Source organism: Rahnella sp. CG8, assembly GCF_023701875.1.
In the GTDB taxonomy this organism is placed as follows: domain Bacteria; phylum Pseudomonadota; class Gammaproteobacteria; order Enterobacterales; family Enterobacteriaceae; genus Rahnella; species Rahnella aceris.
Genome location: NZ_JABAED010000019.1, coordinates 74,120 through 96,112, shown reverse-complemented (window position 1 = coordinate 96,112; position 21,993 = coordinate 74,120). Strand labels below are relative to the sequence as shown.

The 21,993-nt window shown below is 51.7% G+C and carries 21 protein-coding genes; 10 read left to right on the top strand and 11 right to left on the bottom strand.

All coding sequences use genetic code 11. The features are described from left to right. Positions 1-37: 37 nt before the first annotated feature. The 6 genes from HGO41_RS17810 to gmk form a co-directional block, all read right to left on the bottom strand. Entirely contained in the window at positions 38-1,363 is a 1,326-nt protein-coding gene (locus HGO41_RS17810) for a PTS cellobiose transporter subunit IIC (protein ID WP_013577643.1), read from the bottom strand. A 231-nt stretch (positions 1,364-1,594) separates the two neighbouring features. Then, a complete protein-coding gene (recG, locus tag HGO41_RS17805) occupies positions 1,595-3,676 on the bottom strand; it encodes an ATP-dependent DNA helicase RecG (protein WP_013577642.1) in 2,082 nt (693 codons plus the stop codon). Then, positions 3,673-4,371 carry a tRNA (guanosine(18)-2'-O)-methyltransferase TrmH gene (gene trmH, locus HGO41_RS17800; protein WP_013577641.1) on the bottom strand — a complete coding sequence of 233 codons (699 nt, stop codon included), beginning with the start codon at positions 4,369-4,371 and terminating at the stop codon, positions 3,673-3,675. Before trmH ends, recG begins: the two co-directional genes overlap by 4 nt. A 5-nt stretch (positions 4,372-4,376) precedes the next feature. Next, positions 4,377-6,485 (bottom strand): bifunctional GTP diphosphokinase/guanosine-3',5'-bis pyrophosphate 3'-pyrophosphohydrolase, encoded by a 2,109-nt coding sequence (spoT, locus tag HGO41_RS17795; RefSeq protein ID WP_013577640.1) that lies wholly within the window; start codon positions 6,483-6,485, stop codon positions 4,377-4,379. A gap of 19 nt (positions 6,486-6,504) precedes the next feature. After that, on the bottom strand, positions 6,505-6,780 hold the full coding sequence (gene rpoZ, locus HGO41_RS17790) for a DNA-directed RNA polymerase subunit omega (protein ID WP_013577639.1): 276 nt from the start codon (positions 6,778-6,780) through the stop codon (positions 6,505-6,507). A 54-nt stretch (positions 6,781-6,834) separates the two neighbouring features. Beyond that, positions 6,835-7,458 (bottom strand): guanylate kinase, encoded by a 624-nt coding sequence (gmk, locus tag HGO41_RS17785; RefSeq protein WP_013577638.1) that lies wholly within the window; start codon positions 7,456-7,458, stop codon positions 6,835-6,837. A gap of 278 nt (positions 7,459-7,736) precedes the next feature. Here gmk and ligB point away from each other — a divergent pair, with 278 nt between their 5' ends. After that, positions 7,737-9,434 carry an NAD-dependent DNA ligase LigB gene (gene ligB, locus HGO41_RS17780; RefSeq protein WP_217192455.1) on the top strand — a complete coding sequence of 566 codons (1,698 nt, stop codon included), beginning with the start codon at positions 7,737-7,739 and terminating at the stop codon, positions 9,432-9,434. Positions 9,435-9,454: 20 nt separating this feature from the next. Here ligB and HGO41_RS17775 read toward each other — a convergent pair whose 3' ends face one another. After that, positions 9,455-10,072 carry a trimeric intracellular cation channel family protein gene (locus tag HGO41_RS17775; RefSeq protein WP_013577636.1) on the bottom strand — a complete coding sequence of 206 codons (618 nt, stop codon included), beginning with the start codon at positions 10,070-10,072 and terminating at the stop codon, positions 9,455-9,457. Positions 10,073-10,415: 343 nt separating this feature from the next. Here HGO41_RS17775 and HGO41_RS17770 point away from each other — a divergent pair, with 343 nt between their 5' ends. Both HGO41_RS17770 and fabF read left to right on the top strand, forming a co-directional pair. Next, positions 10,416-11,036 (top strand): TetR/AcrR family transcriptional regulator, encoded by a 621-nt coding sequence (locus HGO41_RS17770; protein ID WP_013577635.1) that lies wholly within the window; start codon positions 10,416-10,418, stop codon positions 11,034-11,036. A 145-nt stretch (positions 11,037-11,181) separates the two neighbouring features. Next, the gene (gene fabF, locus HGO41_RS17765) at positions 11,182-12,456 is read left to right on the top strand and encodes a beta-ketoacyl-ACP synthase II (RefSeq protein ID WP_013577634.1); all 1,275 of its coding nucleotides are present in this window, start codon (positions 11,182-11,184) and stop codon (positions 12,454-12,456) included. Between the two features lie 79 nt (positions 12,457-12,535). Here the strand turns inward: fabF and HGO41_RS17760 are convergent, their stop codons facing one another. Continuing rightward, a complete protein-coding gene (locus tag HGO41_RS17760) occupies positions 12,536-13,399 on the bottom strand; it encodes a YicC/YloC family endoribonuclease (RefSeq protein WP_013577633.1) in 864 nt (287 codons plus the stop codon). Between the two features lie 248 nt (positions 13,400-13,647). Here HGO41_RS17760 and rph point away from each other — a divergent pair, with 248 nt between their 5' ends. The 4 genes from rph to HGO41_RS17740 all read left to right on the top strand — a co-directional run bounded on the left by rph (position 13,648) and on the right by HGO41_RS17740 (position 17,851). Then, positions 13,648-14,364, top strand: coding sequence for a ribonuclease PH (rph, locus tag HGO41_RS17755; protein WP_013577632.1), 717 nt, complete (start codon positions 13,648-13,650; stop codon positions 14,362-14,364). An 83-nt stretch (positions 14,365-14,447) separates the two neighbouring features. Continuing rightward, positions 14,448-15,089, top strand: coding sequence for an orotate phosphoribosyltransferase (gene pyrE, locus HGO41_RS17750; protein WP_037035354.1), 642 nt, complete (start codon positions 14,448-14,450; stop codon positions 15,087-15,089). A gap of 31 nt (positions 15,090-15,120) precedes the next feature. Continuing rightward, positions 15,121-17,328, top strand: coding sequence for a DUF2157 domain-containing protein (locus HGO41_RS17745; protein WP_250981272.1), 2,208 nt, complete (start codon positions 15,121-15,123; stop codon positions 17,326-17,328). After that, on the top strand, positions 17,315-17,851 hold the full coding sequence (locus HGO41_RS17740; RefSeq protein ID WP_112152587.1) for a GDYXXLXY domain-containing protein: 537 nt from the start codon (positions 17,315-17,317) through the stop codon (positions 17,849-17,851). The genes HGO41_RS17745 and HGO41_RS17740 overlap by 14 nt, the downstream gene beginning before the upstream one ends. A 54-nt stretch (positions 17,852-17,905) precedes the next feature. On the opposite strand, the gene slmA is transcribed toward HGO41_RS17740, so the two are convergent. The 3 genes from slmA to coaBC form a co-directional block, all read right to left on the bottom strand. Next, the gene (slmA, locus tag HGO41_RS17735) at positions 17,906-18,502 is read right to left on the bottom strand and encodes a nucleoid occlusion factor SlmA (protein ID WP_013577628.1); all 597 of its coding nucleotides are present in this window, start codon (positions 18,500-18,502) and stop codon (positions 17,906-17,908) included. Positions 18,503-18,673: 171 nt separating this feature from the next. After that, on the bottom strand, positions 18,674-19,132 hold the full coding sequence (dut, locus tag HGO41_RS17730; RefSeq protein ID WP_013577627.1) for a dUTP diphosphatase: 459 nt from the start codon (positions 19,130-19,132) through the stop codon (positions 18,674-18,676). After that, the gene (coaBC, locus tag HGO41_RS17725) at positions 19,110-20,327 is read right to left on the bottom strand and encodes a bifunctional phosphopantothenoylcysteine decarboxylase/phosphopantothenate--cysteine ligase CoaBC (RefSeq protein WP_013577626.1); all 1,218 of its coding nucleotides are present in this window, start codon (positions 20,325-20,327) and stop codon (positions 19,110-19,112) included. Before coaBC ends, dut begins: the two co-directional genes overlap by 23 nt. 184 nt (positions 20,328-20,511) lie before the next feature. On the opposite strand from coaBC, the gene radC reads away from it, so the two are divergent. From radC to rpmG, 3 genes are all read left to right on the top strand, one after another. After that, the gene (radC, locus tag HGO41_RS17720) at positions 20,512-21,192 is read left to right on the top strand and encodes a RadC family protein (protein ID WP_013577625.1); all 681 of its coding nucleotides are present in this window, start codon (positions 20,512-20,514) and stop codon (positions 21,190-21,192) included. 266 nt (positions 21,193-21,458) lie between these two features. Next, positions 21,459-21,695, top strand: a complete 237-nt coding sequence (gene rpmB / locus HGO41_RS17715; RefSeq protein WP_004931195.1) for a 50S ribosomal protein L28 — start codon at positions 21,459-21,461, stop codon at positions 21,693-21,695. An 11-nt stretch (positions 21,696-21,706) separates the two neighbouring features. After that, positions 21,707-21,874 carry a 50S ribosomal protein L33 gene (gene rpmG, locus HGO41_RS17710; RefSeq protein ID WP_004392084.1) on the top strand — a complete coding sequence of 56 codons (168 nt, stop codon included), beginning with the start codon at positions 21,707-21,709 and terminating at the stop codon, positions 21,872-21,874. Positions 21,875-21,993: the final 119 nt, after the last annotated feature.

Below are 21,993 nucleotides of genomic sequence, written 5' to 3'. Positions count from 1 at the left end.
CATCGCTTCTGTGCCTGACTATTCCTTCCCGTCGGGTTTATTGTGCCGCGTCCGCCTTCTCAGTGAACACCTGTTCGGCCTCAGCGGCTTTTTCCTGCGTCAGTAACTGCTTCTCGTAGACTTTGAAGAATGGATAATAAATTACCATCGACAGTGCCATCAGCAGGATAACCAGAACCGACACTTTGAAATCCCAGCCCATCGCCCAGGCCGCCCCGATCGGTGCCGGTGATGTCCAGGGGACCAGTGAAATCATATGCGGGAGCAGATCCGTCGATACGGCCAGATAGGCGATAACGGCATTGACCATCGGTGCCAGCAGGAAGGGGATGAAAAATACCGGATTCATGACGATAGGTGTGCCAAAAATCACCGGCTCATTGATATTGAAACAGCTTGGCACCAGACTGAGTTTCCCCATGGTGCGCAGATGCGCTGACTTACTGCGACAAAACAGCAGGACCAGTCCCATTGTCGCGCCGGACCCGCCAATCACGATCAGGAAATTCCAGAATGCCTCGGTCATGATGTGCGTCATGGGTAAACCGGCAGCGAGATCTGTCTGATTCAGGCCGAGATTGGTTAACCAAAAAGCCTGCAACATGCCAGATACAATGGCCGAGCCATGAATGCCGGCGAACCACAACAGGTGGCAAATCAGCACGGCGAGAAGTACAGCAGGCAGTGAGTCTGCGGCAGAAATCAGGGGTTCGAACAGCGCCATAATCGCCTGTGGCAGCAACATATCAAACCCTGACTGGACCAGTAAGCTCAGCGGGAAAAGTGTAATCACCACGGCCACAATCGGGATCAGTAAATCAAACGAATGCTTAATGTTTGAAGGTACCTGTTCGGGTAAACGGATACCGATATTGTATTTTTTCAATAACCGCGTCAGTTCGGTGACATAAATCGCCACCAGAATAGCCGTAAAGATTCCCACGCCGCCCAGCGCCGTCGTCGACATCTTTTCATCAATCTGCGGTGCTGCGACCAGCAGGAAAGACATCAGCGCCAGCATTGCGGTCATGAACGGGTCTAGCTTGTAACTTCTTGCCAGATTGTAGGCAATCGATGCCGAGATGTAGATGGACATAATGCCCATCGTCATATTGAACGGCGTCAGGATCTGCACTTCATATTTTGCCGAGAGCGCCAGCCAGCTTCTGGCGAAGCCCCATGAAGATTCGGGCGAAAATGGCGGGTGAACAAAAACCAGTAAAAACGAACCAACAATCATAAAGGGCATTGCTGAGATGAAGCCATCACGCACTGCCATGACATGTCGCTGTGAGGATAATCGTGCGGCGAAGGGGCTGATTTTCTGTTCTATAAAAGTGAAGAGGGATTGGCTGATACTCATGATGATTTGGCCTTATGTTGAGGACATCAGACAGGGTTGCCTTAATTATCATCAGTGTAGTGACGGGAGGTGAAACCGGTTACCGGCTTTTCCCCACTCTGTGAAGGTTATCAAATAACCAGTGCGGAGAGTGGTTTTGGGGGCACAATAGGGAAAAGAGAAGAGAATATGTTGGAAACAAAACATCATTTTTAATAATGATTTGATGAAGTGAATGAGCGAAAAGAGAGATCAGGCGTTGGTGTAACGGACTCTTTCTGGCAGCCAGCGCTCAATCAGGGCTTTGGCATGATCAGGGAATTGTTGCTGCAGATAACGCGCAATGCGCTGTACATCCGGGATCATCGCCTGATCACGTAATAAATCAGCGACTTTAAATTCAGCGCTGCCGGTCTGGCGCGTGCCCAGTAGTTCACCCGGCCCGCGGATTTCCAAATCCTGCTGTGCGATAACAAAGCCATCGTTGCTGTCGCGTAAAACCTGCAAACGTTTCTGCGCTGTTTTGCTGAGCGGCGTTTTGTAGAGCAGTACACAGTGAGAAGCAACGGCACCACGTCCAACGCGCCCACGTAACTGGTGCAACTGCGCCAGCCCTAAACGCTCCGGGTTTTCGATAATCATCAGGCTGGCATTCGGTACGTCAACGCCGACTTCAATGACAGTCGTTGCCACCAGAAGCTGCACTTCACCCTGTTTGAATGCCTGCATAACGGCCTGCTTTTCCTGGGCTTTCATACGACCGTGAACCAGTCCAATATTCAGCGCCGGGAGTGCCTCCTTCAGGCCTTCCCATGTGGCTTCAGCGGCCTGCGCTTCCAGCATTTCCGATTCTTCAATCAGCGTACACACCCAATAAGCCTGACGATTTTCCTGCTCGCAGGCACTTTTGACACGGCTGATAATGTCACTGCGGCGGGTGTCCGGAATGGCGACAGTAGTCACCGGCGTGCGGCCTGGCGGGAGTTCGTCGATCACAGAGGTATCAAGATCAGCGTAAGCCGTCATTGCCAGTGTGCGTGGGATCGGCGTGGCGGTCATGATCAACTGATGTGGATGGAAGCCCTGTTGCAGACCTTTTTCCCACAACGCCAGACGCTGATGCACACCGAAACGGTGCTGTTCATCGATAATGACCAGCGACAGTGACGAGAACAAAACCTGTTCCTGGAAGATAGCGTGCGTTCCCACCACCATCGACACCTGTCCGCTGGCGATCGCATCCTGCTGTGCCTGCCGGGCTTTACCCTTTTGTTTGCCCGCCAGCCAGCCGACCTGAATACCCAGTGGCTCAAACCACTGACGGAAATTATTGGCATGCTGTTCGGCCAGCAATTCTGTCGGCGCCATTAATCCGACCTGTTGGCCCTGAGCAATAGCGCAAAGTGCGGCGAGGGCGGCTACCAGCGTTTTACCTGATCCCACGTCGCCCTGCACCAGACGCATCATGGGATAACTTTTTGCCAGGTCCTGTTCAATTTCTGCCACAACCCGTGCTTGCGCACCGGTCGGGCTGAAAGGAAGCGACGCGAGGAACTGATTTTTCAGGCGGTCGTCATGATGCAACGGCAGAGCTTTATAACTCTGCGTACCGGCGCGGACAGCCAGCATACTGAGATTATGTGCCAGAAGTTCTTCCATAATCAGGCGGCGTTGAGCCGGATGATGACCTTTTTCAAGGTCTGCAAGCTGGATATCTGGCGGCGGGCGGTGCAGCAAATGCAGCGCCTGAGGAAGCGGGATCAGCGAACGACTCAGTTCCTCTGGCAACAGTTCGGCGACAGGTACGGTGTCGAGCAGTTCAAGTGCCTGATCCGTCAGTTTACGCAAGGTCGCCTGGCGGATACCTTCCGTTGTCGGATAAACCGGCGTCAGTGATTCCTGCAGAACGACTTCGCTGTTTTCACCCTGAATGCGGTATTCCGGATGAATGATTTCAGCACCGATCGTGCCGCGTTTGATTTCACCATAAGCGGTAACACGGCGACCTGTTGCCAGGCTGTTTTTCATCGCGGCGTTAAAGTTGAAGAAGCGCAACGTCGCCATGCCAGTGCCGTCACTTATCTGACAGGTCAGCATTCTGCGGCGGCCAAAACTGATATCACTACGCAACACTTCGCCTTCTATGGTGGCGAAAATGCCGGGCTGTAAATCATTGATGGTGTAAAGGCGGGTACGATCTTCATAGCGTAAAGGAAGATGAAGCAGTAAATCCTGAATAGTTTCAAGGCCGAGTTTGGCGAGCTTGTCTGCCTGACTGGCTCCGACGCCGGAAAGCGACGTCAGCGGGATGGCGTCGAGCAGGCGGCCTTTCATCTTTTTTTGACCGTCATTTGCATCGCCGACCACCATTCATCATCGGCAATGATTTGCCCGTGATCGTCAATGAAAGGGCGGGGAAGCTTCTTTCGCTTCGCCACATTGGACAGAACGGGATAGCCGCCTTCAAACAGCAGTCGCTGCTGTTCCTTCTCGCTCAGCAGACTGCTGTCGCGGCGATACATACCGGCGTTTTCGCGCTGGCGCTGGGCTTCGTACAGGATAAGCGCCGAGGCAACGGAGACGTTCAGAGATTGCACCATACCGATCATCGGAATGATGATATCGCTGTCAGCCAGCGCTAACGCTTCAGGTGTGATACCGGTTTTCTCCTGACCCAGCAAAATGCAGGTCGGGCGGGTGTAATCAATCGCGCGGAAGTCGACGGCTTTCTCTGACAAGTTGGTTGCCAGGATTTGCATGCCCTTCGCCTTCATTTTGGCGACGGCATCCTGAATGGTTTTGTGTGTTTTGACCTGAACCCAGCTGTTGCTGCCTGCCGCCGAAGAGACCAGTGTCTTCATTCTGGTTGTAGGCCAGACAGCGTGGATTTCGTGAACGCCGACGGCGTCTGCCGTACGGATGACGGCAGAAACGTTATGTGGTTTATGCACCTGTTCCATACAGACCGTCAGGTCTGGCTGTCGGGCCGCAAGCATTTCGCGGATGCGGGCATAACGTTCTGGGGTCATAACAATCAGTTTCGGTTGCGGGTAACTTTGATGACGTCCGGCATGATACGGATTTTACGCATGATATTCGCCAGATGAACGCGATCGCGGGTCGTCAGGCGGATAAAGGCGCTGTAGACGCGACCGTCTTTTTCTTCGGTGCTCAGATTCTGAATGTTCGACTGCGCGGCATTAATTGCAGCGGTCAGGTTCGCCAGTGCGCCCTGATGGTTGAACATATCAACTTTGATTTCAGCGATAAATTCCTGATCAGTTTCCTGGTGGTTATCCCAGTCAACGGCCATGAATTTCTCAGGTTCTTTCTGATAACCGCGAATATTACGGCAGGATTCATGATGGATCACCAGCCCTTTGCCCGGACTGACGTGGGCAATAATCGGGTCACCCGGAATCGGACGGCAACATTTCGCGAAGGTGATCAGCACGCCATCTGCGCCTTTAATCGGCAGATTACGGGTACCTGACGATGCCATTGAAGACTGGTCACCCATCAGGTTTTTGGCAACCACAACGCTCATGGCATTGCCGAGACCGATTTCCGCCAGCAGGTCATCCATCGCGGCGAGCTTCATACGATCCAGCTCGTTTTTGATGTTTTCCGGCGGAATATCTGACAGTTTTTTACCGGCACCCAGCGCATGATTCAGCAGGCGACGGCCAAGTGAAACCGAATCATCACGTTTCAGGTTCTTCAGCATCTGGCGGATTTTGGCGCGTGCACGTGAGCTGACGACAAAGTTCAGCCAGGCAGCATTCGGGCGGGCGCCCGGTGCGGTAATGATTTCGATAGTTTGTCCGCTGGTCAGCGGTTGCGAGAGCGGATACGGCTGGCGGTCAACGCGCGCGCCAACGCAGGCATGGCCGATATCGGTATGCACAGCATAAGCAAAGTCGACCGGTGTCGCGCCCGCAGGCAATTCGACGATACGACCTTCCGGCGTAAAGACGTAAATCTCGTCCGGGAACAGATCCGATTTCACGCTCTCAATAAATTCAAAGGAGTTGCCTGCACTTTGTTGCAGCTCAAGCAGACTCTGTAACCAACGCTGAGCACGGATCTGTGCGGTGGTGCTGGTTTCACTGTTCTCTTTATAAGCCCAGTGAGCCGCAACCCCCATCTCCGCCATCTGATCCATATCTTCCGTACGGATCTGTACTTCAACCGGCACACCATGCGGACCGATTAGTGATGTATGCAAAGATTGATAGCCGTTGGCTTTTGGGATGGCGATGTAATCTTTAACCCGACCCGGACGCGGTTTGTACAGGCTATGTGCCTGTCCTAACACGCGATAACAGGTATCGAGTTCTTTAACGATCACCCGGAAGGCGTAGATATCCATAATAGAATGGAAACGCTGTTCCTTCAGGTGCATTTTGCAATAGATAGAATACAGGTGTTTTTCGCGACCACTGACACGGCACTGAATGCCGGCTTCGGTTAAACGGCCTTCAATCTCAGAGAGGATTTTCTGGATCATCTCTTTACGGTTACCACGCGCAGCTTTCACCACTTCTTTGATGACGCGATAACGGTTTGGATAAAGGGCTTCGAAGCCCAGCTCTTCGAGCTCGGTTTTCAGGTGATGAATACCCAAACGGTGTGCCAGCGGGCTGTAAATTTCCAGCGTTTCACGGGCAATGCGGCGACGTTTGTCCGGGCGTAAAGAGCCCAGCGTGCGCATGTTATGAGTACGGTCAGCGAGTTTGATCAAAATGACGCGGATATCTTGCACCATCGCCATGACCATTTTGCGGAAGTTTTCCGCTTGCGCTTCTTTCTTATCACGGAATTTCAGCTTGTCTAACTTTGAAACGCCTTCAACCAGCTCAGCAACGCTTTTGCCAAACAGTTGTTCCATGTCCTGGTAAGTTGCAGGCGTGTCTTCGATAACGTCGTGTAATAACGCCGCCATCAGAGTCTCATGATCGAGCCTCATTTCAGCCAAAATACATGCCACGGCCACCGGGTGAGTAATATACGGCTCACCGCTGGAACGTGTTTGCCCCTCGTGCGCGTCCCGCGCCACGAGGTAAGCCTGCACGAGGCGCTTAATTTGCTCCTCCGGCAGGTATTTTTGAATCAGTTGATTCAGGCTTTCAAAGATATACAAGTGAGATCCGTTTCGTTAATTAACGACGGCCTTCAGCGATGGCAGTCACTGCCTGAATCTCTGCGGCTTCCTGCTCCTGTTGCTCCTGACGGTCACGAACGTCGAGGATCTGATTGGTGATCAGGCCTTCTTCGATTTCGCGCAGGGCAATTACAGTGACTTTATCGTTTTCTTCAGCGACCAGTGGATCTTTACCACCAGATTGCAGCTGGCGTGCGCGACGAGCAGCCACCAACACCAGGTCAAAACGGTTACCAATTTTTTCAACAGCGTCTTGAACAGTTACGCGTGCCATATATGTGCTACTCCACAGGGTGACGAAAGACTGGGCATAATACTGAAAGTGACTTCAGTCTGCCAATAGTTTGGTGATTAATCCGTCATGACGGAGCCGCTGACGGCTCAGACGCAGACGTTCAGCGCGAATAATGGTTTTTAAATCCGATAAAGCCAGATCAAAATCATCATTCACAATTAAATAGTCGTATTCGGCAAAGTGTGTCATTTCAGCTACGGCTTGTGCCATACGTTTTGCGATAACGGCTTCGCTGTCTTGCCCGCGGCCACGCAGGCGACGGTCTAGCTCATCTTTCGATGGCGGTAAGACAAAAATACTGCGTGCCTGCGGCATTTTTTTCCGAATTTGCTGCGCGCCCTGCCAGTCGATATCCAGAAAAACATCCACACCCGACGCTAAAACCTGCTCAATGGTTTCACGCGAAGTCCCGTAATAGTTACCAAAAACTTCTGCGTGTTCTAAAAAGGCATCACGTTCAATCATCTCGCGAAACGCTTCTTTGTCGACAAAGAAGTAATGCTCGCCATCTTTCTCGCCCGGACGTATAGCTCGGGTCGTATGAGAAATAGAAACCTGTGTGTCGTAGAGCGGTTGTGTTTTAAGTAAAGCCTGAATCAGACTTGATTTGCCTGCTCCACTAGGGGCGGAGACAATATATAGCGTGCCTTGAACCATGATGACGTTTCAACTGAATGGGTTGATAGGAAGTATGCGAAGAGTGATCTCTCGCACAGTATACACGCTCGCTGCATTCGGTGCAGCGCCCAGACGTATTTCATCGCAACTTTGCCAGAGAAAATAGCCTTTCCTGACAGATTTACGTGCCGCATTCCAAATTTTTTCTTCGTTGCAGCAACAGATGAAATAACCAGGAAGGTATCTCGCAAGAAGGGGTTATGCCACTGGCAGGAAAAATTACACCGGCGTTTACTGGCCTTCACAAGGAGGTGCCAATGCGCCAGTTTATTTTTCTTATCTGCCTGTTCCCTTTTGCTTTCTCTGCTTACGGTAAGAATATGCCGTCGCCAGACTGCCCTGTCTGGCCATCAGAACGCCTGACACAGGAAACCCACCATCTTACCGCTCAGCTGACCCAGTGGGATGCAGCCTACCATCAGTCTGGCAGCAGCCCGATAGAAGATTCGGTCTATGATCATTTGCGTCAGAAACAACGTCTCTGGCTACAGTGTGCCAGCCAGCCGGTGCCTGAACTAACAGTGCCAGCGAGTGATGATGCTGAATTTACGCATCCGGTGGCTCATACCGGCCTGCATAAAATGAAAGATAAACATGCTGTCGCAAACTGGATGCAAGGGCGAAAGAATCTGTGGGTGCAGCCCAAAATCGATGGCGTGGCGGTGTCGCTGATTTACCGTTATGGGCAGCTGGCCGCACTGGTAAGTCGTGGCGATGGTGAGAAAGGACAAAACTGGACGGTAAAAGCCGCGTCAACTCCGGCGATCCCGTTGCATATCCCGGACATGAGCCCTGAGTTGATATTACAGGGCGAGCTTTATCTGTTGATGACCGGTCATCAACAAAGTGCTGATGGCGGGATGAATGCAAGATCAAAAGTTGCGGGTGCAATGATGCGTGCTTCTGCTTCTGACCTGCTGAAGCAGACGGGTATTTTTATCTGGTCATGGCCGGATGGACCCACGCTTATGGCTGACCACCTGGAGAAGCTGAGCCAGTTCGGTTTTCCGGTTGTGGCTCAGTTCACGCATGCGGTGAGCGCTGTCGAAGATGTGGAAAAATGGCGTGAAGACTGGTTTTACCAGCCTCTGCCTTTTGCGACGGATGGTGTGGTTGTTCGTCAGCAAGAAGAGCCTGCCGGGAAATACTGGCAAAATAAACCCGCAGTCTGGGCGGTTGCCTGGAAATATCCGCCCGCCAGACAGCTCACCGATGTCACGGGTATCACCACCACCACAGGACGAAGCGGGAAAGTGACCGTTATCCTCAACCTGAAGCCCCTGAGGCTGGACGATAAGTTAGTCAGTAAGGTGAGTGTGGGATCGGTTAGCCGGTTCAGACAATGGGATGTTCTTCCTGGCGACCAGGTCGCTGTCGCGCTGGCCGGACAGGGGATCCCGCGCCTTGATGAAGTGACATGGCGGGTAAGTAAGCGTACGGAAATGCCTTTGCCTGAACCAACGCGCTATAACGCACTTTCCTGCTTTACGCCTGAACCGGGCTGTATGCAGCAGTTTCTCTCACGTCTGATCTGGCTTAGCGGGCCGGAAGCGTTAGATATGGCGGGGTTCGGCGGGGCCACATGGCAAAAGTTACTCGATGCTTCCCCGGCGGATTCTCTGATCAGTTGGTTAAGCTTTAACGAGAAAGAGCTGGCTGCGGTTCCGGGGATCGGTGTTAAACAGGCGCAAAAACTGATGGCGCAAATTCATCTTGCACGCGAAAAGAGCTTCCGGCGCTGGCTGTCAGCAATAGGATTTCCTTCTTTTGCCCTGGGATTTGCAGAACGCCAGCAAAGCTGGAACAGGTTGAAACAGCTGACGTCTCGCGACTGGGAAATGACTGAGGGGATCGGGAGAAAGCGGGCCGCTCAGGTTTTTGATTTTATTCATCATCCGGACGTTGAGATTTTGACCGAAGCTCTGAGGCAGGCGCAATTGCCTGCATTCCGCTAACGGGCTACAGGAAGGACGCATTAGTGGTCCGAATGCGGGTAATTAAACACAGGCAATCCAAGGCGAAAACGCAGCGCAATAAGACGCGCGGTAAAGCCGATCAGTAACGTGATAATAACCACCAGATTGTGGGGCAGTGAGAAATATTGTAGCCCGATGTAAACCCAGGCTGAGGCAAATGACACGCCGGCATAAATTTCTTTCTGAAAGACCAGCGGGATCTGATTACACATCATGTCCCGCAGCACGCCGCCAAAAACACCGGTAATGACCGCACAAACCGAAGCAATGATAGCGCCATGTCCCATATCGAGGGCCACTTGTGTCCCGATAATGGAAAACACCACCAGCCCCACGGCATCAAGCACTAAAAAGAGCTTTCGCAGATGTTGCATTAAAGGAGCCAGCCAGGTGGTCATTAGCGCGGCCACAGCCACAATCACGATGTACTCCGGATGCTTAACCCATCCCAATGGGTAATGCCCTAAAAGCATGTCGCGAACAGAACCGCCGCCAATGGCCGTCGCTGCAGCAATAATAATGACGCCAAAGGAGTCCATTTTCCGACGTCCGGCAGCCAGAGCACCGGTCATGGCTTCTGCGGTGATCCCAATAATATAAAGAACGGTGAGTAACATGGATGTGCGCCAGACAAATCAGTCAGTGAGGAAACGGTAGCCGCGTAGAGTAATGAGTTTCCCATTAGCTGGCGACTGAGTTTTTCTTTTACATGGCTTTTAACATTACTTTATCTAATGCTGATTTCTCTCGTGTCAGCCATTACTAAAGGGTAAGAGAAAATGTTGCATTATTTTAGATTAGAAAATTGGTGATTACTCGTTTGTTTTGACGGTGCTTTTCCATTTATCCATGACGCCGTTTTTTATCAGAGGTGAATTTTCTTCGCTTATAGGTTACGATTAATTAAAATCGTCACTCATTGACGCACGGCTTAATTGTTTAATCTGCCCGGAGGAGTGTATGAAGCCCGATATTCCGGTTGCGTTAACACAGCGTGGACCTGCCGAGCACGAACGGCGTGAACAAATTATAGATGCGGCATTCGAGCACTTTCGTCTTTATGGCTATGCCAAAACGTCGGTGGCGGATCTTGCCAAGTCGATTGGCGTTTCAAGTGCTTATATTTATAAGTTTTTTGAGTCTAAACAAGCTATTGGCGAAGCCATTTGCTCGCAGCGGGTGGGGCAGATAGATGAAGCGCTCATGGTGATTGCGCAAAGTGACCAAAGTGCGACTCTGCGCCTGAGATCTATTTTTAAAACGCTGCTGACACGTAGTCTGGATCTCTTTTTCCTGGACAGGAAATTACATGATCTGGCCGCGATAGCCTCAGCTCAGCGATGGAAATCCACATTAAATCATCGTGCTATGATATACAGCATTGTTGAGAAAGTGGTTGCCGACGGCCGGGAATCCGGTGAATTTGAGCGTAAAACGCCGCTGGATGAGGTTTGTATGGCGATCACCACGGTGACAACCCCCTTCTCGCATCCGTTATTGCTGGAACAAAAAACACCTGAACAACTGGAAGAACGCGTTCAGGCAATCACCAGCCTGGTGTTGCGTAGCCTCGCAAAGTAGGCACAATAAAATTTTGGGTTACGGGTTTACAAAAACGTAATTCGTCACATACTGTCAGGCTTTATTATCCAGAAACCCGTTTCTGGCCGGTTCATGTAATCGCCTGCAGAAACTTACGTCTTATACAGACAGAGAGGAATGTTTTATGACTCATCGTCGAGTGGTTATTACCGGCATGGGGGCTGTGAGTCCTCTGGGCTGTGATATCGAAACTATCTGGAAGCGTCTGCTGGCCGGTCAGTCTGGTATCCGAGTTTTGCCGGAAGAGATTGTTGAAACGTTGACTGTGAAAATTGGTGGTCAGGTACAAACTAAAGAACAGGACCCTGAGTCAGGATTCGATCCGGATATGTTCGTGGTACCGAAAGACCAGAAAAAAATGGACCGTTTCATTCTGTTTGCGATGGCTGCTGCGGATATGGCTATTGCTGACGCTGGCTGGAAAGCAGAAACGCAGGAACAACAGGAACGTACCGCAACTATCATCGGTTCTGGTATCGGCGGCTTCCCGGCTATTGCCCATGCCGTGCGCACCAATGACAGCCGTGGCGCTAAGCGTTTGTCGCCTTTCACTATACCTTCATTCCTGGTGAATCTGGCGTCTGGCCAGGTTTCGATTAAACATCAGTTCAAAGGCCCGATTGGCGCACCGGTAACGGCTTGCGCGGCAGGTGTTCAGGCGATTGGTGATGCAGTGCGTTTGATTCGCAATGACGAAGCCGATGTTGCGCTTTGTGGCGGCGCAGAAGCGGCGATTGATACCGTGAGCCTGGGCGGTTTTGCTGCAGCGAAGGCCATGTCTACCGGTCATGAAGATCATCCGGAAAAAGCCTCCCGTCCGTTTGACAGCGCGCGTGATGGTTTCATCATGGGCGAAGGCGCAGGCATGCTGGTGATCGAAGAGCTGGAACATGCGAAGGCACGTGGCGCCAAAATTCTGGCTGAGATTGTCGGTTACGGCACCAGCGGTGACGCCTACCACATGACGTCCGGTGCGGAAGATGGCAACGGTGCGGGCCGCGCGATGAAAATCGCCCTGCGTCAGGCGGGTATTCAGCCATCAGACGTGCAACATCTGAATGCTCATGCCACGTCTACGCCGGTGGGTGATCTGGGTGAAATCAATGCGATTAAAACCCTGTTTGGCACTGACGGCAAACTGGCTGTTACGTCTACCAAATCTGCGACCGGACACTTGTTGGGCGCGGCTGGCGGGCTGGAGACGATCTTCACCATTCTTGCCGTACGTGACCAAATCGTTCCTCCGACGCTGAATCTGGAAAACAAAGACGAAGCGGCTGCCGGTCTGAACATCGTCGGTAATACTGCGCAGAAACATGACATCACCTATGCCTTATCAAACGGTTTCGGCTTCGGTGGCGTTAATGCCTGTGTATTGTTGAAACGCTGGGAAGACTAATTTCTTTCTTCGCTGACGCATAAAAAAACGCCTCGGGTTTTATGACCGGAGGCGTTTTTTATTATGCGGGGGAGAGGATTTACTCGATGTTCTGAATCTGCTCGCGCATTTGTTCGATCAACACTTTCAACTCGATGGCTGACGTCGTGACATCAGCATTGATAGATTTAGATGCCAGTGTGTTCGATTCGCGGTTAAATTCCTGCATCATAAAATCAAGACGACGGCCCACGGCTTCTTCTTTCTTCATGATTTTATGTGTTTCTTTGACGTGCGCTTCAAGTCGGTCCAGCTCTTCAGCTACATCGACACGCTGCGCCATTAGAACCAGTTCCTGCTCCAGACGGGTATTTTCCAGCTGAACCTGCGCATCTTCCAGTTTGCTGACCAGGCGCTCGCGCTGCCATTGCAGAATATTTGGCATCTGGGCGCGGACTTTTACCACTTCTGCACTCACACCGTCGAGACGCTGTTCGATCATCGTTTTCAGTGCGGCACCTTCGCTTTCGCGTGCGCTGATGAAATCGTCCAGTGCTGTTTCCAGCGCCAGCAGCAACTCGGTGCTGATGGCATCCAGATCCTGTTCTTCAGCCAGCATCACGCCCGGCCAGCGCAGGACTTCCAGCGGATTAATTTCGCCTTCATCACTTTGCATTTTCACCCATTGCGCGGCTTCAACCAGCTGTTTCGCCAGTTTTTCATTGAGCTGCAACGTGCTTTGTGCGCCCGGATCGAGATCAAAACGCAGATTACATTCGACTTTACCGCGGGTAAGCCGGGCGCGAATGCGCTCACGGACAACCGGCTCCAGGCTGCGGAATTGCTCGGGCAGACGGATGTAGGTTTCGAGATAACGTTGGTTTACCGAGCGGAGTTCCCACGCTGCGCTGCCCCAGTCACCCTTAATTTCGCGTCGGGCATAAGCGGTCATACTTCTGATCATGTATGCGTACCTGTTAATGTAAAGATGCAGCGATTATAGCCGTGCCATGCCAGTCATGATAGGTATAACCTCCTGAAGTCCGTATCCCCGTCACCCTTCAGGCTGCCTCTGCGTTGGCGTCGTTTACTCATTCCGGTCGCTTACCTGAGTAAGCTCGCGGAGTTCATTCACTTGCCGCCTTGATGCAACCTGAATGTTTTTGGGTATAATGCGCAGCCAAACATGATTCGTGACCCGGAGAAGTATCCATGCGTCCAGCAGGCCGAAATGCACAACAAGTGCGCCCCGTAACACTGACCCGCCATTACACTAAACACGCTGAAGGTTCCGTGCTGGTGGAGTTTGGTGATACTAAAGTGCTATGTACCGCGACGGTGGAGGAAGGTGTTCCGCGTTTTCTGAAAGGTCAGGGACAAGGTTGGATCACCGCAGAGTACGGCATGTTGCCGCGTTCTACCCATACGCGTAATGCGCGTGAAGCCGCAAAAGGCAAGCAAGGCGGTCGTACTCTGGAAATTCAGCGTCTGATTGCCCGTTCCCTGCGTGCTGCGGTGGATCTGAAAAAGCTGGGTGAATTCACCATTACGCTCGACTGTGATGTGTTGCAGGCGGACGGCGGCACGCGCACTGCGTCCATTTCTGGTGCTTGCGTTGCTCTGGCGGATGCACTGAATGCGCTGGTAGCTGCAGGTAAACTGAAAGCTAATCCGATGAAAGGCATGGTTGCAGCGGTTTCCGTAGGCATCGTGAAAGGCGAAGCGCTGTGTGATCTCGAGTATGTCGAAGACTCAGCGGCAGAAACCGACATGAACGTGGTGATGATGGAAGATGGCCGCATGATTGAGGTGCAGGGCACCGCAGAAGGTGAGCCATTCAGCCACGAAGAGTTACTCGGTTTACTTGCTCTCGCCAGAGGGGGCATCGACACTATCTTCCAGGCGCAGAAAGCGGCGCTGGCGGAATAATTTTTTAAGGCGACTGAGAAGTCGCCTTTTTTATGGCCTGCGGGCTGACAATAAGAAATAAGACGTTATAGAGGAGACCATCAATGAAAGCCTATCAGCGCCAGTTTATTGAGTTCGCACTGAACAAACAGGTTTTGAAATTCGGTGAATTTACCCTGAAGTCCGGGCGCATCAGCCCTTACTTCTTCAATGCTGGTCTATTTAATACTGGCCGTGATCTGGCGTTACTGGGACGTTTTTATGCCGAAGCATTGGTGGATTCCAAAATTGATTTCGATTTAGTGTTTGGCCCGGCTTACAAAGGTATTCCAATCGCGACGACCACCGCGGTTGCACTGGCTGAGCATCATGAGCGCGATGTGCCATACTGCTTTAACCGCAAAGAAGCCAAAGACCATGGTGAAGGCGGCTTGCTGGTCGGCAGCCCTTTGCAGGGGCGTGTCATGCTGGTCGATGATGTGATCACCGCCGGTACTGCCATCCGTGAATCGATGGAAATCATCAACGCGAACAAAGCCACTCTGGCTGGCGTATTGATTTCTCTGGACCGTCAGGAACGTGGACGCGCAGATATCTCCGCTATTCAGGAGGTTGAGCGCGACTATCATTGCAAAGTGATTTCAATTATTACGCTGGCCGACCTGATTGAGTATCTGGAAGAAAAGGCGGAAATGGCTGACCATCTGGCTGCTGTGCGGGCTTACCGGCAGGAGTATGGTGTTTAATATCGGGTAAAACCTCAAAGGCAGGGATGTCATGACACAAACTGAAGCCGGCAGCAAAGAATGGATGCCTTCGCGGGCGGCAGAGTTTTTCTGTCGCCAGACGGAGCGTCTGGTCAAAAGCGGTAGCCTGACGCCGGCCGCATGTCAGCGTATTTATGACTTTTGTGGCGTCCGGCCGGGTTATCCCGAATGGCAGAAATTTCTGGTTCCCTTACTCTCCCTGCTGGGTCTGTTATCACTGGTGGCCGGTGCCGTATTCTTTGTAGCCTGGAACTGGGCAGATATGCCAAAGATGGCAAAATTTGCGCTGGCCGAGTTACTGATCGTTGCGCTTGCCGTCGTCGTCTGGTGGCGCTGGTATGACGGGATTGCACGCAGTGCCTTGCTGGCTGCGGGTCTCGGCTTTGGTGCTCTGTTTGCCCTTTATGGCCAGATTTATCAGACGGGTGCCGACAGTTGGGAGCTGTTCAGGGCCTGGCTGTTTGTTTTCCTGCCTTTAGCCTTAATCGCCCGACAGAACAGTCTGTGGTTCTGCTCCTGGTTACTTGCCAATCTGACGTTTCAGCTCTATTACGCCACGGTGTCTATGTCCCTGATGGACAGCGCCGTATTCGACGGTCTCGACTATTTCCCCACAACTGCGCTCTACAGCTATCTGATTGCGCAGACGTTGTGCATGATCATTCGCGAAGTTCTGGCCATGCGGGTCATTAAGCACAATCCCCACTCCTGGCTTGCCAGCCGCTGGTTTTCCCGGGTGATGGCTGGTTTCCTGCTGTTAGTGCTGACTTGCATTGTTGCCGAAAATATATCCGGTTGGGGATACGATACCCCTCACCCCTTTGTCACCGCCTTATGGCTGGCAGTCTTAGTGGTGAGTTACTTCTTTTATCGTTATCGCTATCCTGATCTCTGCATGCTGACTCTGGGAACCGCCAGCGCAGCGGCAGTGGGATGTGTGCTGATCGTGCAGATGTTCGACAGTTCTTACGATATTGGCGGCCTGTTTATGCTGGGCTCCCTGATGGCTTTATGGCTGGCGGGATGTGGCGCCCTGATGCTCTACTGGCGGCGTAAACTCTATGAGAGCCAGCCGGTCGAGGTTTCTTCCACGGAAATGGCAGTGCTGACGGAACAACTACGCCGAAATGATTTGCTTAGTCAGGTGCAAATTGAAGAGATTCAGCAATACGATCACTCCTCTCATCTTCCCTGGTACCTGCGACTGACACTGGGTATCGGTGGCTGGGTCGCCGCGATGATTATTTTATTTCTGCTGATTCTGGTGCTGTATGTTGTCGACCTGCTCAATGACCCCAATGCAGCCACGGTGATTATCCCTTCTCTGCTCCTTGCAATTGTCGCGGGTGGGCTTTTGCGCATGCAGGGCGTGAGTAAGCATCATATCGGGCTGGCATGGGCGATAGCCGCGACCTGCGGCCTCTGTTTTGGTTTCTATCTTCTCTTTGAACCCGACTGGGAAATGTCCTTCCTGGTGGGCTCGCTCTGTTCATTACCGGTGCTTACGTTGATGGCGCTGGCAATGCGCGATCGTACTTTCCGCTTTATGGCGATAACGGCGCTGACATTTTTGCTGATCCTTTCCGGCAATTTGCTGACAGGGATGTATTTACCGCCGGTCACCCGTTTTTGGGCGGTTTCCGCGCTGGTTACTGTCATTGTGATTTTCTGGCTGTGGATTATCAGAGAACAAATTAACTTAAAAGCCACATCATGGGCTGAGGCTGTTTTCCCCCTCCTCTGGGGTATTCCTTCCGGCCTGATATTGCAGTGTTTTTCCGCCATTAACACCTCGCTTCTCTTCGATGTTTTCTGGCGGCCAGCGGGGTATTTTCCTCTTTCGGGAGGAACTGGCGCAGGCATTGCCGCAGGTTTAGTACTGGTGTGTTTGTATCAGACTGTGGTGAAAAAGACGCCATCAGCAATGCTGTATCTGGTGGCGGCGGTTGTGTGTGGCGTCGCAGCCTTTTATGCGCCGGGAATTGGCCTGGGGCTGTGGCTATTACTGATGGCGCGTTATCAGGGAAATCAGGGGGTTTTAGCCGCGAGCGGCTGTTTCCTCGCGCTGTATGTTATCGACTGGTATTACTTCCTCGGCGTCAGCTTATTGCAGAAATCCCTTCTGATGTTTGTCACAGGCGTGGTGTTGCTGGCGCTGGCCTTTGCAGCCAAAAAACTGATCCCCGTGCGTAAGGAGGAAGCTTATGCAAACCCGTAATCTGAGGAAATGGCTGTCAGGAGTAGTGATACTGCTGGCACTGATCGCAGTGAATGCGGGTATCTGGCAAAAAGAGCAGGTGCTTAAACAGGGTGCGGTAATGATATTGCAGCTTGCGCCGGTTGATCCGCGTTCTTTGATGCAGGGGGATTACATGGCTCTCAATTATGCCATCACGCGATCTTTGCAAGAGGAGTTATACCAGCAACGTCAGGGTTGTAATTCTCTTCCACAGGCGCCTTGTTTTCCTGTTAGTGGCAAAATTATTGTGGCAGTTAATGAACACCGGCAGGTCACTCAGGCGCGGTTTGATAGTGGTGACCTGCTGAAGCCCAATGAATTACGGGTTAACTATCATATGAATGCCGGAACGCTGATGGTGGGAACTAATGCGTATTTTTTCCAGGAAGGACAAGGTGAACGTTTCGCCCGTGCACGTTATGGTGCATTTCGGGTAGGTGATGACGGCACAGCGTTACTGACCGCGATGCTGGATGAAAATGGGAAAATGATTCAGCCATAATATGAAAAAAGGGCCTTTCGGCCCTTTTTAGATTTGACGTTTGTCCCTGCGCGTTTATTGCAGCTGAGCAGAGATAAGTGGCCAGCGGGTATCGAAGTCCTGAGTCGGTTTGTACTTGAATTCAGAGCGTACAAAACGTGACAGCATCCCTTCGCAAAATGCCAGTAACTGGCTGGCGAGTAGAGTTTCATCGCTGATGAATCCGCTGCCTTCACGCATTTTCTTTTCCCGCAGTACCTGACGCAGTTGCGCTTCAATCCGCTCGAAAAGTTGGTTGATGCGGCCCTGCAAACGGTCCTGTTCAAACATCAGGGCATGGCCGGTCATAATACGGGTCAATCCCGGATTACGCTCGGCAAACCCTAAAATCAGCAGCAAAATCAGACGTATTCTGTTTAGCGTATCCTTTTCATCCTGCAGGATGAGATTGATACGGGTGATCAGACTGTCTTCGATAAACTCAATTAAGCTGTCAAACATCCGCGTTTTACTGGGAAAATGACGATAAAGAGCTGCTTCTGAAACCCCCACGCTGGCGGCGAGCTTTGCAGTCGTGATCCGCTGGCTGCCGTCGCTGGACTGAAGCATTTGCGCTAATGCCTGCAAAATCTCTTCGCGCCTGTTCCTTTTTGTCGTTTCTTTCTCTGCCATGTCTGAATAGACCCTTGCTAAAAAACGGCTAAAATCATGGAGAAACCGCACAACTGCCGCATGAATCGCTGTGATCCTGCGGCTTATTTCGTTCCCTTCGCGTTGTTACGGTCTGATAGTGATAAGGATCTGTTCAATATCGCGTCAAAATCAGCGGTGCTGAACAGGTTCTTATTGGCGACCTGAGTGGCCAAAGCCCCCTTCGCCGCGTTCACTGGCGTCAAAATCTTCCACCAGATTGAATTCTGCCTGAACGACAGGCACAAACACCATCTGAGCAATGCGCTCGCCCGGTTCGATAACAAATGTTGTCTGACCACGGTTCCAGACGGACACCATAAGTTGGCCCTGATAATCTGAATCGATAAGGCCAACCAGATTGCCCAGTACAACGCCGTGTTTATGACCCAGACCGGAACGTGGCAAAATCACCGCCGCCAGATTAGCATCACCAATATGGATAGCCAGACCTGTTGGCAGCAGTGTGGTTTCGCCCGGTTTCAGTTCTACAGAAGCATCCAGACAGGCGCGTAAATCCAGACCCGCAGACCCCGGTGTCGCGTAAGCCGGTAAAGGGAAAGTCGAACCGATGCGCGGGTCGAGAATTTTAATGTCGATTTTTTTCATCATAACGGCTGACAATCTCTTCTAATAAACGTTGGCCAAGCAGGGACTTATCGCTGAGTGGTAAGATTTTATCCCCGTCCTGCCAAAAAAGATGCAAGGCATTGGAATCGCTGTTGAAACCTTGCCCGGCAAGTGAAACATCGTTGGCGCAGATCAGATCCAGATTCTTACGGATCCTTTTTTGCCGCGCGTATTCTTCCACATTCTGGGTTTCAGCGGCAAACCCCACGACGTAAGGACGGTTTTCTGTCATGGCCGCGACGCCAGCGACGATGTCAGGGTTTTTAATCATTTTTACAGTGATTTCATCGCCTTGCTTTTTGATCTTCTCATCAGCAATACGTTCTGCGCGATAATCTGCCACGGCAGCGCAGGAAATAAAAATATGCTGAGAAGCTGCCGAAAGCTGGACGGCTTGCTCCATTTCCAGCGCACTTTCCACATCAATACGATGAACACGGGCAGGCGTCGGTTGCGTCACCGGCCCGGCGATCAGCGTTACTTTGGCACCACGTTCAGCGGCGGCTTTGGCAATGGCAAAACCCATTTTGCCGGAACTGTGATTACTGATGAAGCGGACAGGATCCAGCGGCTCACGGGTGGGGCCTGCGGTCACCATAATATTCAGATGCGCCAGATCCTTGCGCGAAGAGAAATGCGCATTGGCCATATCCACAATCACCAGCGGGTCCAGCATACGTCCCGGGCCAACATCGCCGCAGGCCTGACTGCCGCTGTCCGGCCCCCACAACAATGTGCCCCGTGCTGCCAGGCTTTGCAGGTTTTCTTGCGTGATGGCCGCACGATACATTTGCTGGTTCATCGCAGGAAGTACCGCGACCGGTGCCGCTGTCGCCAGACACACCGTCGTCAGCAGATCATTTGCCATGCCAGCATTCATGCGAGCCAGCAAATCCGCTGTGGCAGGCGCGATAATGACTAAATCTGCCCATTTCCCTAACTCGATATGTCCCATTGCCGCTTCGGCCGCCGGATCAAGCAGGTCGTCAGAAACCGGATAGCCAGAAACAGCCTGCAGGCTCAGCGGAGTCACGAAAGATTTCGCCGCTTCTGTCATGACGACGCGAACTTCAGCGCCTCTTTCACGTAAGCGACGTACCAGTTCTGGTGCTTTATAGGCAGCGATACCACCGCTGATACCGAGCACAATATGTTTGCCGGAAAGTCCCGTCATCATCATTGTCCGATTGGTTGAAAGCTGAAAGAAGCGACATTTTAGCATAACGTGGAATGATGACAGCTATTGGCGATGCGTCGAAAGTTGAGGAATAAAAATTCTGCGTAACATCTCGCAAGCTGACATACCGGACGTTATGACAGGGAGAATGCTGTGACACAATCGCCGCAAAAAAGGAGTCAGGATGACGAAACAGCAAAACCAGTGGCCGGGAGTGATGCCACCGCGCGAAAAATTATTGCAGCAAGGGGCAAAAGAGCTGACGGATCAGGAATTGCTGGCGATTTACCTGCGTACAGGATGCCGGGGATTGCATGTGATGGACCTGGCAAAGAATCTGCTGGAAGAGTTCGGTTCATTGCATCAGTTACTGATGGCGGATTTTGACGCCATGGCGCGCACGAAAGGAATGGGGGTTGCCAAGTTTTCGCAACTTGTGGCGGTGTCCGAATTATCCCGCCGCGCTTATCTGCGCCACCTGAGTGCCGAAAATGCGATGCTCAGCCCCAAAGTTATCCGTGAATATTTGCAGAATTTACTCGTTTTTCGGGAAAGAGAGGTGTTCCTGGTACTTTTTCTCGACAACCAGCATCGCGTTATTCGCCATGAGGAGATGTTTGCTGGTACTATTGGGCACGTAGAAGTGTATCCCCGCGAAATTGTTCGTGGTGCGATGAAGGTTAATGCGGCAGCCCTAATTCTGGCGCATAATCACCCATCCGGTCGGGCTGAGCCCAGTCTGATGGACAGAAAAGTGACTGAACAGATTATTCGAGCGTGCCAGTTGCTGGAAATTCGTGTCCTTGACCATTTGGTTGTAGGCCACGGAGAAACGGTATCTTTTGCCGAACGCGGCTGGATTTAACTTCGTTTTTTGAAGATCCTTAGGGATCTTTAGCTGTTCGGGACTTGAGCACTTACGCTACAGAGCGTATACTACGCCACCTTTGAGAATCTTGGGTTTGGCGTTAAGAGCCTATCTCAGCAGGTTTCTGACCTGATGAATTGGTTTTTTACCCGACGACAGTGAGTCGGTTCTCAGTGGAGTTTGCTGAGATGGGCTCTAAAAGCCTGACGAGGCGGCCATACCCTATACGAAGCTCGAGCTGATTTGATTTTTGGAGAATAGACATGTCCCGAGTCTGCCAAGTTACTGGCAAGCGCCCGGTGAGCGGTAACAACCGTTCCCACGCAATGAACGCGACCAAACGCCGTTTTCTGCCGAACCTGCACTCCCACCGTTTTTGGGTTGAGGCTGAGAAGCGCTTTGTAACTCTGCGTGTATCTGCTAAAGGTATGCGTGTTATTGATAAGAAGGGTATTGAGACGGTCTTGGCCGATCTGCGTGCCCGCGGTGAGAAGTATTAAGGAACTGCATCATGGCTAAAGGTGTTCGCGAGAAGATCAAGCTGGTTTCTTCTGCTGGTACTGGTCACTTCTATACCACCACGAAGAACAAGCGTACTAAGCCGGAAAAATTGGAACTGAAGAAATTCGATCCAGTTGTCCGTCAACACGTGATCTATAAAGAAGCTAAAATTAAATAATTTTGGTGGATTGCTAAAACCCGGCTCCGGCCGGGTTTTTTATTGCCTGAATTTCGTGATTTCCATTTAGTACGACTTTTATTTGCCTGATGTCGGTGTCTGCGACACACTCTGAACAC

Bases quoted from the DNA above. Each gene is read 5' to 3' on its own strand.
- HGO41_RS17810 (WP_013577643.1), bottom strand. From the start codon at position 1,363: ATGAGTATCAGCCAATCCCTCTTCACTTTTATAGAACAGAAAATCAGC.
- recG (WP_013577642.1), bottom strand. From the start codon at position 3,676: ATGAAAGGCCGCCTGCTCGACGCCATCCCGCTGACGTCGCTTTCCGGC.
- trmH (WP_013577641.1), bottom strand. From the start codon at position 4,371: ATGACCCCAGAACGTTATGCCCGCATCCGCGAAATGCTTGCGGCCCGA.
- rpoZ (WP_013577639.1), bottom strand. From the start codon at position 6,780: ATGGCACGCGTAACTGTTCAAGACGCTGTTGAAAAAATTGGTAACCGT.
- gmk (WP_013577638.1), bottom strand. From the start codon at position 7,458: ATGGTTCAAGGCACGCTATATATTGTCTCCGCCCCTAGTGGAGCAGGC.
- ligB (WP_217192455.1), top strand. From the start codon at position 7,737: ATGCGCCAGTTTATTTTTCTTATCTGCCTGTTCCCTTTTGCTTTCTCT.
- HGO41_RS17775 (WP_013577636.1), bottom strand. From the start codon at position 10,072: ATGTTACTCACCGTTCTTTATATTATTGGGATCACCGCAGAAGCCATG.
- HGO41_RS17770 (WP_013577635.1), top strand. From the start codon at position 10,416: ATGAAGCCCGATATTCCGGTTGCGTTAACACAGCGTGGACCTGCCGAG.
- fabF (WP_013577634.1), top strand. From the start codon at position 11,182: ATGACTCATCGTCGAGTGGTTATTACCGGCATGGGGGCTGTGAGTCCT.
- HGO41_RS17760 (WP_013577633.1), bottom strand. From the start codon at position 13,399: ATGATCAGAAGTATGACCGCTTATGCCCGACGCGAAATTAAGGGTGAC.
- rph (WP_013577632.1), top strand. From the start codon at position 13,648: ATGCGTCCAGCAGGCCGAAATGCACAACAAGTGCGCCCCGTAACACTG.
- pyrE (WP_037035354.1), top strand. From the start codon at position 14,448: ATGAAAGCCTATCAGCGCCAGTTTATTGAGTTCGCACTGAACAAACAG.
- HGO41_RS17745 (WP_250981272.1), top strand. From the start codon at position 15,121: ATGACACAAACTGAAGCCGGCAGCAAAGAATGGATGCCTTCGCGGGCG.
- HGO41_RS17740 (WP_112152587.1), top strand. From the start codon at position 17,315: ATGCAAACCCGTAATCTGAGGAAATGGCTGTCAGGAGTAGTGATACTG.
- slmA (WP_013577628.1), bottom strand. From the start codon at position 18,502: ATGGCAGAGAAAGAAACGACAAAAAGGAACAGGCGCGAAGAGATTTTG.
- dut (WP_013577627.1), bottom strand. From the start codon at position 19,132: ATGATGAAAAAAATCGACATTAAAATTCTCGACCCGCGCATCGGTTCG.
- coaBC (WP_013577626.1), bottom strand. From the start codon at position 20,327: ATGATGACGGGACTTTCCGGCAAACATATTGTGCTCGGTATCAGCGGT.
- radC (WP_013577625.1), top strand. From the start codon at position 20,512: ATGACGAAACAGCAAAACCAGTGGCCGGGAGTGATGCCACCGCGCGAA.
- rpmB (WP_004931195.1), top strand. From the start codon at position 21,459: ATGTCCCGAGTCTGCCAAGTTACTGGCAAGCGCCCGGTGAGCGGTAAC.
- rpmG (WP_004392084.1), top strand. From the start codon at position 21,707: ATGGCTAAAGGTGTTCGCGAGAAGATCAAGCTGGTTTCTTCTGCTGGT.